Source organism: Nocardia sp. NPDC059228 (assembly GCF_042754245.1).
In the GTDB taxonomy this organism is placed as follows: domain Bacteria; phylum Actinomycetota; class Actinomycetes; order Mycobacteriales; family Mycobacteriaceae; genus Nocardia.
On sequence record NZ_JBHZAL010000072.1, the window covers coordinates 1 to 12457 of the forward strand.

11 protein-coding genes and 1 pseudogene are annotated in these 12457 nt (G+C 68.6%); 3 read left to right on the forward strand and 9 right to left on the reverse strand.

Annotation, left to right across the window (positions count from 1 at the left end):
- Window positions 1-183: 183 nt before the first annotated feature.
- The 3 genes from ACFXKA_RS41970 to ACFXKA_RS41980 form a co-directional block, all read right to left on the reverse strand.
- Entirely contained in the window at window positions 184-513 is a 330-nt protein-coding gene (locus ACFXKA_RS41970) for a plasmid stabilization protein (protein WP_379431747.1), read from the reverse strand.
- A gap of 15 nt (window positions 514-528) precedes the next feature.
- On the reverse strand, window positions 529-864 hold the full coding sequence (locus ACFXKA_RS41975) for an SDR family NAD(P)-dependent oxidoreductase (protein WP_379431748.1): 336 nt from the start codon (window positions 862-864) through the stop codon (window positions 529-531).
- Between the two features lie 205 nt (window positions 865-1069).
- Entirely contained in the window at window positions 1070-1864 is a 795-nt protein-coding gene (locus ACFXKA_RS41980) for a GvpL/GvpF family gas vesicle protein (protein WP_379431749.1), read from the reverse strand.
- A gap of 303 nt (window positions 1865-2167) precedes the next feature.
- Between ACFXKA_RS41980 and ACFXKA_RS41985 the strand changes: the two genes are divergently transcribed.
- Window positions 2168-2341, forward strand: a complete 174-nt coding sequence (locus ACFXKA_RS41985; protein ID WP_379431750.1) for a CsbD family protein — start codon at window positions 2168-2170, stop codon at window positions 2339-2341.
- Window positions 2342-2897: 556 nt separating this feature from the next.
- Here ACFXKA_RS41985 and ACFXKA_RS41990 read toward each other — a convergent pair.
- The 3 genes and pseudogenes from ACFXKA_RS41990 to ACFXKA_RS42000 all read right to left on the reverse strand — a co-directional run.
- On the reverse strand, window positions 2898-3629 hold the full coding sequence (locus ACFXKA_RS41990; RefSeq protein WP_379431751.1) for a diacylglycerol kinase family protein: 732 nt from the start codon (window positions 3627-3629) through the stop codon (window positions 2898-2900).
- A 22-nt stretch (window positions 3630-3651) separates the two neighbouring features.
- Window positions 3652-4743 (reverse strand): FAD-dependent oxidoreductase, encoded by a 1092-nt coding sequence (locus tag ACFXKA_RS41995; RefSeq protein WP_379431752.1) that lies wholly within the window; start codon window positions 4741-4743, stop codon window positions 3652-3654.
- 79 nt (window positions 4744-4822) lie between these two features.
- A pseudogene (locus ACFXKA_RS42000) lies at window positions 4823-5269 on the reverse strand (FAD-dependent oxidoreductase); the annotation flags it as partial.
- Here ACFXKA_RS42000 and ACFXKA_RS42005 point away from each other — a divergent pair.
- Entirely contained in the window at window positions 5268-6248 is a 981-nt protein-coding gene (locus tag ACFXKA_RS42005) for an SDR family oxidoreductase (RefSeq protein ID WP_379431753.1), read from the forward strand. The pseudogene ACFXKA_RS42000 and the gene ACFXKA_RS42005 sit on opposite strands and share 2 nt — an antisense overlap.
- Here ACFXKA_RS42005 and ACFXKA_RS42010 read toward each other — a convergent pair.
- Together ACFXKA_RS42010 and ACFXKA_RS42015 are read right to left on the reverse strand one after the other, a co-directional pair.
- The gene (locus tag ACFXKA_RS42010; RefSeq protein ID WP_379431754.1) at window positions 6222-7331 is read right to left on the reverse strand and encodes an enolase C-terminal domain-like protein; all 1110 of its coding nucleotides are present in this window, start codon (window positions 7329-7331) and stop codon (window positions 6222-6224) included. The two genes, ACFXKA_RS42005 and ACFXKA_RS42010, sit on opposite strands and share 27 nt — an antisense overlap.
- Window positions 7328-10222 (reverse strand): FAD-binding and (Fe-S)-binding domain-containing protein, encoded by a 2895-nt coding sequence (locus ACFXKA_RS42015; RefSeq protein WP_379431755.1) that lies wholly within the window; start codon window positions 10220-10222, stop codon window positions 7328-7330. Before ACFXKA_RS42015 ends, ACFXKA_RS42010 begins: the two co-directional genes overlap by 4 nt.
- A gap of 150 nt (window positions 10223-10372) precedes the next feature.
- On the opposite strand from ACFXKA_RS42015, the gene ACFXKA_RS42020 reads away from it, so the two are divergent.
- Window positions 10373-12166: a thiamine pyrophosphate-requiring protein gene (locus ACFXKA_RS42020; protein ID WP_379431756.1), complete on the forward strand. Its 1794-nt coding sequence runs from the start codon at window positions 10373-10375 to the stop codon at window positions 12164-12166.
- Between the two features lie 26 nt (window positions 12167-12192).
- On the opposite strand, the gene ACFXKA_RS42025 is transcribed toward ACFXKA_RS42020, so the two are convergent.
- On the reverse strand, window positions 12193-12457 hold a 265-nt coding region (locus ACFXKA_RS42025), incomplete at its 5' end, for a hypothetical protein (protein WP_379431757.1).

Here is a 12457-nt window from a genome sequence, read left to right on the forward strand (position 1 = left end):
CCCTGCTGCCCATACCAGTGATTCCGCGGGCAGCTCGGCAGGAGAAGAAGAACCCATGACCGGATTATCGCGCCGGGATGCCGGCGCGCTCCACCTCGGCCTGGGCGTGGGTATTCAGGTCGCCTGGATCGTCAGGCGTCGGCTTTGGGCGTGCCATTGGTATTCGCCTCCTGCTCGGCTGGTTCAGTCGTGGCCGAGCGCGTGTGCGAGCTGAGCCTTGGACATGGCGGAGCGGCCCTTGATATTGCGCTGCTTGGCCTCGTTGTAGAGCTGGTCCCGGGTGAGTCCCTTGGGACCACGGCGCCCGGAACGCTGGCCTCCGCGCTGCTGCGGGGATTTGCCCTCGAGCGAGGTGCGGCTCGCGGTCTCGGTCTTGCCGGCGCGGGCGCGGTTCTTGTTCACCGTGCGAGCGCCGATCTCCCTGGCGCGCTTGGGGGACGCGCCGCGGTCCTCGGCGGAATCGCGGATGTGCTCGTACTGACGTTCCTCTTTGTTCGTCCATTCCTTCGGCATGACTGGGCCTTTCGGTCAAGGGAGGTGCGGCATCGTGGAGGCGAAGATGTCGATCTTGCCGAATTCCCGCAGTGCCGCGTCCATTACGGCGTAGCCGTGGGTGGTGCCGTTCACGTCACCCTGCACCAGCAGTGCTCGCCGTCCGCACTCCAGCACCAGCCGGCGGGTCCACTCGGCTCGGTGTTGCTCGTTCTTGTACTCGAGTACGACGTCGGCTCCGGCGTGGGCGAAAGTGATCGCCAGGGCGCGACCGATGGCACCGTCGGCTCCGGTCACCAGGGCGACCTTGCCCGCCAGCTCGTCGGCGGCGGTATCGATCTGCGCAGGTTGGTGTGGCTGGATCAGTGTCATCGCCATCTCCTGTCTCTCCGGTGTCGCGATACCCGCGAAGCCGACGGTGAAACGGTCGGGAGTGGCCGCCTGGATCGAGTGCGGTGCGGGATTCCCGGTCGTCGCCCAGCTCGTCCGGTGTCGCGGAGACACGGGCCGGGAGTAGCCCAGGAACAAGGAGACAGCCATCGGGAACCGACGGGCCGAACCCGCCCCCTTGTGCCGATCATGATCTGTCCGGTTCGACGGCGAGGAAGTCCCAGGCCGCCAGCGGGCCGACGACACGCAGGTGCACCCGGTCGGACCACAGTTCGGCCACCTTGTCCACGGTGCGCACCAGCGCCTTCTCCTGGGTGAGGGGCATGAGCACGGCGATATCGGCCACTTCGTTCTCCTGGGTGGATGGGCGCAGCGACATCTGCCCGGTCAGCGGTGCGAGCGCTCGTATCAGCGTCTCGCTGTCCGCGTGCCGCTTGTCTTCCATTGCGGTATTGACGATCTCGCCGAGGGCGATGCGCGCGTCATCGCTGGCGTCGGGCGGTGTGGTGCCGATGGCATCGCGCAGCGCGGCGGCCTGCGGGTTCTCGTCCAGGATTTCGCGCAGCACGGTGTCCTCGACATAGTGTCCCCGCACGAGATACTCGGCCTGCCCGGACAGTTCGTCGAGGGCGGCCTGGAAGCGTTGCGCATTGGGTTGCAGCAGGCCCGTTTCCACCGCCTCGCCATCGACGAGTGCGGCACCGAATCGAACGGGAATGACCGGCATCGCGCTGACCAGGTCGTCCACCAGATTCGCGAAGGCCCGCAGGTCTTCGGCCCGGTCCAGCGACTGCTCGACCGGGACCTCGCTGACCACCGCCGCTATCGAGCCGTGCCGCACGGTCCGGATCGGGGCCGGATACCGGCCGATGCCCTGCAACTCCAGGTGGGCGTCCGCGGGGACGATCCCGTAGATCAGGAGTGCCGTATTCGGATCCGATTGCGTCCGTGTGGGTTCCGATGGTGCGTCGTCTGCGGTCATGATCGGCTCCTCGGGCGGGTGCTGGTGGTCTGCTCGGGCGGGGTCTCGTCGCCTGCCCGGAGAACAAACTCCTTGTCGTTGTTCGCTTCTCGCCTACCCCGTCTCGACGAGTCCATGCACTGACCTGTCGAGCCGGCTCGCGCGCCCGCACGCGCCGCAGCGCACCGTCCGATCGCCTGAGCGGAGATGCCGCAGTACTGCGAAACGAACTGAGGCGACGTTTCGGGTGCGGGAACGCGGGTAGGCGAGGAACGGGTCACGTCGGTGGCCCTCGAATACGGCACCCATGGGAAGGAAACGATCATGAGCGCAACCGACAAGACGAAGAACAAGGCCGACCAGCTCGCCGGCAAGGCCAAAGAGAAGTTCGGCCAGGCGACCGGCGACAAGGAGCGCGAGAATCAGGGCAAGGCCGACCAGGCCAAGTCCAACCTGAAGGACGCGGGCGAGAAGGTCAAGGACGCCTTCAAGAAATGATGCGCGGACGCCGCCGCACCGATGATGCCCGGAGCGCCGTGCTGACATTGTCTCCGGCAGCCTCGGCTACAGTCGCGGAACTTCTTGCCCGGCATCGGATCCGGCGGCGCGCCACCCACGCCGTCCCGGCCTGATCGCGGACCGCCACGGTCCGGTATCCCCGGTCCCGCGTTGACCGGGCCGTGGCATCGGGGTCGCGCGGTTCGGCACCGCGCGGCCCTCGGCTGGGATCGGTGGATCGGTGTCGTGGGGTGCACCTATTGTGGTTCCCCCGGGTGGGTCAGCGCGGAAACGCCGAGTCGCCGCGTGCGGGGCGGTAGACGGAAAGGCGGCCGGCGAACTCGACGTGGATCCGGGTTGCGGTGCCGATCACTTCGCCGTCGGTGGTCAGCGGTTCCCTGGTGGGCAGGCGGATGATCAGCTCGCGGGGCGGGATTGGCCGTACAGCCGGCTGCGACCGATGGTGCCGAACAGAACGGCGGCCCCGGCCCGGGCGCGAGAACCGGGCCGATCGGCTCGGAGCCAACGGATATCGAGCAACGCGGCGTCGAGGCGGTCACGAAAGGCGGGGACGGCACGCTGCGGCCGATAAGGCCCGTTGCCGATGAACAGGGTCCATACCCGTTGCCTGCCACCGTTGATGTGAATCTCGACGGGGTGTGCCCGGCGCAGCGCGAGCAGGAGTGCGGCGAGGAAGGCGGGGCCACCGGCCCCACCGCGACCGCCATCGACGACGGGTCCGGACCGGATCGGGGTACGTGCCCGGACCGGCGGTGTTGAGCAGGAGCCTGGTCTTCGGTCCGGTCTCGTCATCGAACTCGATGCGTGCGATGTCCACGCCGACGACCTTGCCGGTGGCGACGGCCGCAGCCGTCTCGCGCGGATCCCGTACTCCCGGGTCGCGGGCGAAATGGTTGAGAGTGCCGGTGGGGAACACCGCCAGCGGTAGCCCGTGCCGCAGTGCCACGGTGGCCGCCGCCGGCTCGAGTATGGCGTCCACCAGCAGGGCCGCGCACCCGAGGGACGCGACACCGCGGACGGCGGCTCGCCGCTGCTCGCCCTTACGAGTGCTGAGCACGCCTGCGATGAGTAACCACAGCGCGCCGAAATCCGCGCTGCGAGTAAGACATAGCAGGGCGGGGTCGAGTGAGGAGACCGGGAGCCGCGCGATCGCGGCGGTGACGGCGCGATCGGTCCGCCCGACCCGGTGGAAGCGTCGCCGAACCCGGTCGCGGGTGTGAGCCTGGCCGCCGATTCCGGTGCCGTCGCGAATAACCCAGCGTTTCACGGTATTTCGATCCGGCTCAGGGCTAGCGCGGGTCCGGCCCTGCGCTGGGCGGTGCCAGCGGGGTCAGATGGTGGGTGGCGGGTCCTTCGAGACGGGTGCCGTCGGCGGCGAAGCGGGAGCCGTGCAACGGGCAATCCCAGGACTTCTCGGCCGGATTCCAGCGCAGGATGCCGCCCAGGTGCGGGCAGATCGCGGAGACGGTGGTGGTGGTGCCGTCGACGGTGCAGGTGGCGGCCGGGCGGGCGAAGCGGCGCTCGACGCGCCCGGTGCCTTCCTGGGGCCGGACGGGGTCGGTGCCGGTGCGGGTCAGGTGCCACCAGCCCGCGCACAATTGCAGTGCGACGCCGGCATTCGTCCGGGCGGCGGCGGGAAATGATCGCAGTTCGTCGGGCCGCCAGGTGGCGAAGGCGTGTGCCCAGTCCGGTGGTTTGCCGGTGATATGTCCCAGCAGGACCTGGGCTGCGGCGACGGCGTTGGTGAATCCCCATTTCGCGTAACCTGTGGCGAGCAGGATGCCGTCGTTGCCGGGGAGCAGCGGACCGGCGTAGGGGAGTTCGCCGATCGGCAGGTAGTCCTGTGCGGACCAACTGGTCAGGGGTGTCGCCGACGGGTACCAGCGTTCTGTCCACTCGTGCAGGTCGGCGATCTGGTTGTCGGTGTGGTCCTCGCGCCCGACCACGTGACCGTTGCCTCCGACCAGCAGTACGTCGCCCTCGGGGTCGGGCACGGTGCGGACGGATCTGGTGGGTGCGCCGGCGGTGATGTACATGTCGGAGGACAGTGGCTGCGGCAGCCGGTACGCGGTGAGGTAGGACCGCAATGGCACCAGGCGGGCGAAGAATCCGCCGCGGTCCAGAATCGGTGTCCCGGTGGCGAGGATGACGGTTCCTGCGTGGACCGGGCCGTGCTCGGTGTCGATGAGGTAGTCGCCGGTGGCGGCGGTGCTCACCCCGGACACGAGACTGGATTCGTGGATGGGTACCGCGTGCGATTCCACATCGGCGGCGAGCGCGGCCAGCAACGACATCGGATTGAGCTGAGCCTGTGCCGCGAGCCGCACGCCGCCCACGATCGGAAACGGCGCGTCGATCCGCTCGGTGAACTCGACCGGCATCCCCGCCTCCCGCAGTGCACCGAATTCTCGTCGGGCGCGGCAGTTCGCGCTCGGATCGGGCGTAGGTGTAGGCGTCGCCGGCCTGGTAGGCGACAGCGTGGCCGCCGCAGTACTCCAGCAGCCACCGCTGGCCCTCGAGGTTGGCGTCGAGATAGGTGCGCAGCATGGCCGCACTGTGCCGGCGCCTGATGCGCTGTGCCCGGATTCCCTGCAGCAGACTGACTTTGGCGTTACTGGCGCCGGTGGTGCCGTCGCCGATGCGCCGTCCTTCCAGGACCGCGACCTCGACGCCGTTCTCGGCCAGCAGCAGTGCCGTGACCAGGCCGGTGAGGCCGGCCCCGATGACCACCACGTCGAAACGCACTCCCGGTGTCACTCGCAGACGGGCAGGGGTCGGGTTCTCGATCTTCCAGACTGGTGTCATGGTGTCGCTATAGCCCGCCGGTCGGAGGCGAAACGCCGGGGGCGGGGTTTCGAACCGCGGTGGGGCGGTTAGCGAGGGGATGCGGTGGTATCCGGCCGGCATGAAGCCGAACACCCGATATGAGCCGAAGGTCGTCGTCGTCACCGGAGCGAGTGCGGGGATCGGACGGGCCGCTGCCCGCAGGTTCGGGGCGGAGGGGGCGTCGGTCGCACTGCTGGCGCGCGGGCGCGCTGGTCTCGAGGCCGCCGCCGCGGATGTGTGCGCCGCGGGCGGCCGGGCACTGGCGATTCCGGTCGACGTCGCCCAGTACACCGCGGTGGATGCCGCCGCGTCCCGGATCGAGGAGGAGCTGGGACCCATTGACGTGTGGGTGAATTCGGCGTTCACATCGGTGTTCGCGCCGTTTCGCGAGATCGATCCGCTGGAGTTCCGGCGGGTCACCGAGGTGACCTATCTCGGGTCGGTGCACGGGACGCGGGCGGCACTGACGCGGATGCGGCCACGGGATCGGGGTGCGATCGTGCAGGTCGGGTCGGCGCTGGGGGAGCGGTCGATTCCGCTGCAGTCCGCCTATTGCGGAGCCAAACACGCGGTGAACGGGTTCGTGGAAGCCGTGCGGGTGGAGCTGCTGCACGACCACAGCAATGTGCACATCACCATCGTGCAGGCGCCGGCGGTGAACACTCCGCAGTTCTCGTGGGTGCTGTCGCGGCTACCGCGCACACCACAGCCCGTGCCGCCGATCTATCAGCCCGAGGTGGTGGCGCGAGCGATCGCCTTCGCGGCCCGACATCCACGGCACAAACAGTATTGGGTGGGTGCGAGCACCGTCGGCACCGTGCTCGCGCAACGGATGGCCCCGGCGCTGCTGGACCGGTACCTCGCCCGCACCGGCTTCGACAGCCAGCAGACCGACGCGCCCGCGCCGGGGCGGGCGGACAATCTCTGGACACCGCTGGACGAGGCCGACGGCCACGACTACGGCGCGCACGGCGAATTCGACGGTCGGGCGCACCGGCGCAGCCCGCAGTCGTGGCTCACCCGGCGGGTGTTGTCACTCGGCGGAATTGGCAGGGGTTGAAATACGATACGGCGCAGCGGATTCCGAGAGGCGCATGCCGTGCCCGTACGGTTCGGCGTCCTGCCCGCGCGGCGCGATCCTGCCGTCCACGACCCGCGGGGCCCCGGTCACCAGCAGCGGTTCCAGCCGGGCGTGATCGACGAACCACTCGATGTGCCGCAGCCGTGGCACCGCCGCGGCGATGCCGGCATGCAGGGCTGGAGCGCAGTGGGCCGAGATGTCGCGGTGATTGGCCGCGGCCACGGCGGCACCGCGCAGGAATCCGGTGTAGCCGCCGCAGCGGGTCACGTCGAGTTGCAGGCAGTCGACGACATCGATCAGGCGTGCGGCGTCGTACTCGCTGTAGATGTATTCCCCCGCCGCGACGTCGCAGCGGACGGCGTCGCGGACCGTGCGCAGCCCGGCGAGGTCGTCGCTGGTGACGGGTTCCTCGAACCACACGACGCCGAGCCGATCGAGTTCCGCGCCGACCCGGCAGGCCGCACCGGGCGTGTAGGCACCGTTGGCATCGACCATGATGGCGGTCCTGTCGCCGAGGAGCTTGTGCACCAGGGTGATTCGTTCGACATCACGTTCGGCGTCGACCCCGATCTTGATCTTGACGGCGGTGCAGCCCGCGGTTTCCCAGCCGAGGACCTGCTCGGTGAGCTTGTCATCGGTGAGATTGACGAAGCCGCCCGAGCCGTAGACCGCGGTGGCCCGGCGTACGGAGCCGAACAGCGACTCCAGGGGTGCCTGCATCAGGCGGGCCTTGAGATCCCAGAGGGCGATGTCCACCGCGCTGAGCGCATGCCCCACGACTCCCGGCGTGCCGAAGTTGCGGCAGGCGCGCCGCAGCCGCAGCCAGGTGTCGGTGACATCGTCGGGCGAGGTCTCGTGCAGCAACGACGCGAGGTGGTCGGCGACGACCGTCGCGGCCGCGGGGGAGCTGTAGGTCCAGCCCAGCCCGCGTTCGTGTCCGGCGTGAATCGACACGACGACGGCGGTGGTCGCGTCCCAGGCCAGTGTCCCGTCGGCCTCGGTCTGCGGAGTGGGGAATCGATAGGTCTCGACGGTGATGTCGTCGATGAGTGGGGTACTCACAGGGATTCGCCTCGAATCGCGGCAGCGAGCAGCTCGGCCGCATGGTGGGGGCGCGCCTCGGGAAGGAGGTGGCGGATCTGGGTACGGCAGCTGAACCCATCCGCCACGATAGCGGTTTCCGGTGAACACGCGCGCAATGCGGGCAGCAGCGCGTCCTCCGCGCAGGCGACCGACACCTCGTAGTGCCCCCGCTCGAAGCCGAAATTTCCTGCGAGACCGCAGCATCCGGCGTCCAGGACCTCGACCTCGGTGCCGGTGGCGGCGAGCAGTTCCCGATCCCGGTCGAAGTGCAGGATGGCGTGGTGATGGCAATGCGGTTGCACGATGGCGGATCCGCCGGCCAGCGGCGGCGCCCACTCGGGGGCTCGGTCGGCGAGCAACTCGGACAGCGTGTGGGTCTGCCCGGCCAGGCGGTGGGCATCCTCGTCGCCGTGGAGTAGTTCCGGGAGGTCCGAGCGGAACACCGCGGCGCAGCTGGGCTCCAGTACGACAACCGGAATACCCTCGCGCAAAATGGGTTCCAGGATGCGCAGGGTGCGCTTCAGCACCCGTCGGGCGGTAGGCAGCTGGCCGGTGGATATCCAGGTCAGCCCGCAGCACACGGTCCGGTCCGGAATCTCGACCTGGAATCCGGCGGCGGTGAGTACGTCGACGGCGGCGTGCGCGATGCCGGGTTCGAAGTTGTTGGTGAACGTGTCCGGCCACAGCAGCACTCGGCCGTGTCGCGCGGTGACGAGATCGCGCTCGCCGGTGAAGGTTTCGGTGAAGCGGGCACGGGCGAATCGAGGGAACTGACGCCGCGGATCCACGCCGCCCGCCCGCGCGATCATCCGGTGCAGCCCCGGTGCGTGCGTCACGGCATTGACGACCGGCGCGGCGGTGGTGGCCAGCCGGGCCCACAGGGGAATCCAGCCCATCGAGTAGTGCGCCATCGGCCGCAGCCGACGGCGGTAGTGATGCGAGAAGAATTCGGCCTTGTAGGTCGCCATGTCCACATCGACCGGACAGTCGCTGCGACAGCCCTTACAGGCCAGGCACAGGTCGAGGGCGTCGCGTACCTCGGTGGAACGCCAGCCGTCGGTGATGACATCGCCCTCGAGCATTTCGAACAGCAGCCGGGCCCGGCCGCGGGTCGAATGTTCCTCCTCGCGGGTCGCACGGTAGCTGGGGCACATGACGCCGCCGCTCTCGCCGCGGCATTTGCCAACGCCGACACAGCGATTGGCGGCATGGCTGAAGCGGAAGCCGTCCTCGGGGAAGGAGAAATGCGTCGCGGGTTCCCACGGCCGATAGGCCGCACCCTGGCGCAGATCGCCATCCAGGGGGCGGGGGTGGACGATCTTGCCCGGATTCATCCGGTTGCGCGGATCGAACAGGTGCTTCAGCTCCACGAAGGCGTCGATCATCCGGTCGCCGAACATGATTCGGAGCAGTTCGGCGCGGGACTGTCCATCGCCGTGCTCGCCGGACAGCGACCCTCCGTAGCTCGTCACCAGATGCGCGCTGTCCGTGACGAATTCGCGGTAGTGAGCGATGCCTGCTGCGGTGCGCAGATCGAAGGGGATGCGGGTGTGCACACAGCCCTGTCCGAAATGGCCGTAGAGCGAGCTGGATTCGTAGCCGAACCGCTGCAGCAGCCGCTCGAAGTCACGCAGATAGTCGCCGAGCCGGTCCGGCGGCACCGCGGCGTCCTCCCAGCCCTCATGGGTTTCGCGTCCACCGGGCGGATACGCGCTGGCACCCAGCCCGGCCTCGCGAGCCGACCACAGCTCGGCCTCGCGCTCCGGATCGTCCACCAGCTTGGTGTTGGCGCCGGTATGGCGCTCGACCGCATGCATCATGTCCCGGGCGGCGGTATCGGCCGCGTCCTGGGTGTCGCCATCGAATTGCGCCATCAGCCAGGCCTTCCCGTCCGGTAGCTGCTCGATCGCGTGCCCGGCGAGATGGCGGCTGTGTTCGAGCTGGACGAGCCGCCCGTCCAGCCCTTCCAGCGCGGCGGGGTGGTGCCGCACCACCTCGGGCACTGCGTCGGCGGCGGTGAACACATCGGGGAAGCCCAGCACCACCAGCGCTTTCGCGGCGGGAACCGGGACCAGCTCGAGCTCGGCGCGCAACACCGTGACCAGCGTGCTCTCACTGCCGACCAGCAGTTTCGCCGCGTCGGATCCGCGCTCCGGAAGCAGGGAGTCGAGGTTGTATCCCGATACCCGGCGCGGGATGTCGGGATAGGACTTACGGATGTCGTCGGCGTAGCGATCAGCGAGATCGCACAGGGAAGACCGCAGCGGATCGGTGAGGCCCGCCGGCCCGGGACCGACCCACATGCGCGTGCCGTCGTAAGTCAGCACCTCGAGCCTGCGGACCGAATCCACCATCTTCCCGTAGGCCTGCGCGGTGGAACCGCACGAGTTGTTGCCGATCATGCCGCCGATGGTGCAGCTGACGTGTGTCGACGGTTTGGGCCCGACCATGAGGTCGTAGGGACGGAGTTCGTCGTTGAGCACGTCCAGGGCGATACCCGGCTCGACCACCACGGTCCGCGCCTCCGCATCGACGTCGACCACGCGGTGGCAGTACTTGGTCCAATCCAGAACGACCGCGGCATTGCAGCATTGGCCCGCCAGACTGGTGCCTCCGCCCCGGGACAGAACGGGCATATCGTGCGCACTGCACACCGCTATCGCGGCCTGGGCATCCTCGGGCGTTCGGGGGACCACCACGCCGAGCGGCAGTGCCCGGTAGTTGGAGGCGTCGGTGGAATACGCCGCCCGCGATCCCGGGTCGAAGCGCACCTCCCCGGCGACCGCGCGCGTCAGGTCGTCGGCGACGGTATCCAAGGGAAAGCGGGCGCGTTGCCCGCGTCGTAGCTGGTGATCGGATCCTGCCGGCATCGGCGCGCCTCCACTGGTCACATGAGGTTTTCGGCTCTCCTGTCGCGCGGATACCCGCTACGCCCGGGTAATCACCTGCCGATTGGGGTGCGGGCGCGGGGGTACTCGGGCGCTGTTCGCAGTGATCCGGCAACAGGGACAGGAGGCGTCATGACCCGGCAAGTGAGCGATCATGTCGTGGAGCGGCTACGGGAATGGGGGGTCGAACAGGTCTTCGGATATCCCGGCGACGGAATCAACGGGCTCATCGCGGCGTTCGGCCGCGCCGACGGAAAGCCCGCGTTCATTCAGGCGCGTCACGAGGAGATGGCCGCCTTCGAAGCGACCGGGTATGCGAAGTTCAGCGGCCATGTGGGGGTGTGCACCGCGACCTCCGGTCCCGGTGCGATCCACCTGCTGAACGGGCTGTACGACGCCAAACTGGACCATGTGCCCGTGGTGGCGATCGTCGGCCAGACCGCGCGCAGCGCCATGGGCGGCAGTTACCAGCAGGAAGTGGATCTGCAGAGCCTATTCAAGGATGTGGCCTCGGACTATCTGGTCGAGGTCAACGTGTCGAGCCAGCTGCCCAACGCGCTGGACCGCGCCTTCCGCACCGCCGTCACCCGGCGCGCGCCGACCACGGTCATCATCCCCTCCGATCTGCAGGAAGAGAAGTACGAGGCGCCCGAGCACGAATTCAAGCAGGTACCGTCCAGTTCGCCCGGCACCATGTCGACGCCGAGAGTGGTTCCACCCCGCTCCGACATCGAGCGCGCGGCCGAAATCCTCAATGCCGGAACCAGAGTCGCGATCCTGGCCGGACAGGGCGCACGCGGCTGCACCGCGGAACTGACCCGCATCGCGGAGCTGACCGGCGCCGGTGTGGCGAAGGCACTGCTGGGCAAGGACGTGCTCTCCGACGAGCTGCCGTTCGTGACCGGAGCGATCGGCCTGCTGGGCACCCGGCCCAGCTACGAACTGATGCGCGACTGCGACACCCTGCTCATCGTCGGCTCGAATTTCCCCTACGCACAGTTCCTTCCGGACTTCGGACAGGCTCGCGCCGTTCAGATCGACATCGACGGCACCATGATCGGTATGCGTTATCCGACGGAGGTCAACCTGGTCGGCGATGCCAAAGCCACACTGGCCGAACTGATTCCGATGCTCGCACCGAACCCCGACCGAGCCTGGACGATCGACATCCAGGAGAGTGTCGCCCGCTGGTGGCAGACGATCGAGCACCAGTCCTTGCTCGATGCCGAGCCGGTCAACCCGATGCGGGTGGCCTGGGAGCTGTCGCAGCGTCTGCCCGAGAACGCCATCATCACCTCCGATTCGGGCTCGGCGGCGAACTGGTACGCGCGCTGCCTGCGTTTCAGCGGCCGCATGCGTGGGTCGCTGTCGGGCACGCTGGCGACCATGGGGCCGGGCGTGCCGTACGCGATCGGCGCCAAATTCGCCTGCCCCGACCGTCCGGTCATCGCCCTGGTCGGCGACGGGGCGATGCAGATGAACGGCCTCGCCGAACTGCTGACCGTCGAGCGGTATCAGGATCGATGGGAGGACCCGCGACTGATCGTGTGCGTGCTCCACAACAACGACCTGAACCAGGTCACCTGGGAACTGCGAGCCATGGGTGGCGAGCCGAAATTCGAAGAGTCGCAGACACTTCCGGACGTCTCCTACGCCGACGTCGCGCGCTGCATGGGCCTGGCCGCGATCGCGGTCGACCGTCCCGACGCGGTCGGTCCCGCCTGGGAATCCGCGCTGTCCGCCGATCGGCCCATGCTCCTCGACTTCCACACGGACCCGGAGGTGCCGCCCATTCCGCCGCACGCTACCTGGGAGCAGCTCAAGGACACCGCGGAGGCCATCCTGCGCGGCGATCCCGGCGGCTGGCACCTCATCGTCCAAGGTGCGAAGACCAAGGCCCAGGAGATGCGGCCGGCCCGCCACTGACCGGCCCGACACCGCGGGAAAACGCGCTATTTCTTCGGTACGAGGATGCCGGTCAGGTCGGCGTCCCGGATCGGGGTGTCCGGGTTGCGCTGGGCCCGGCACATGAGTGTGATGGCCGCGATGGATGCGTCGACGGTGTCGGGATCCGCCGTCGGTGTCACCTTCGTGTCGTGCTCGAGGTATTTGCGGACGGTGACCCGCTGCTTGCTCTGGTCCTGTGCCATGAATTCGCTGCACGGGGTGTTGCCGCCCTTGTTGACGGCCTCTTTCGCCTGCTCGCAGGCCCCGAGG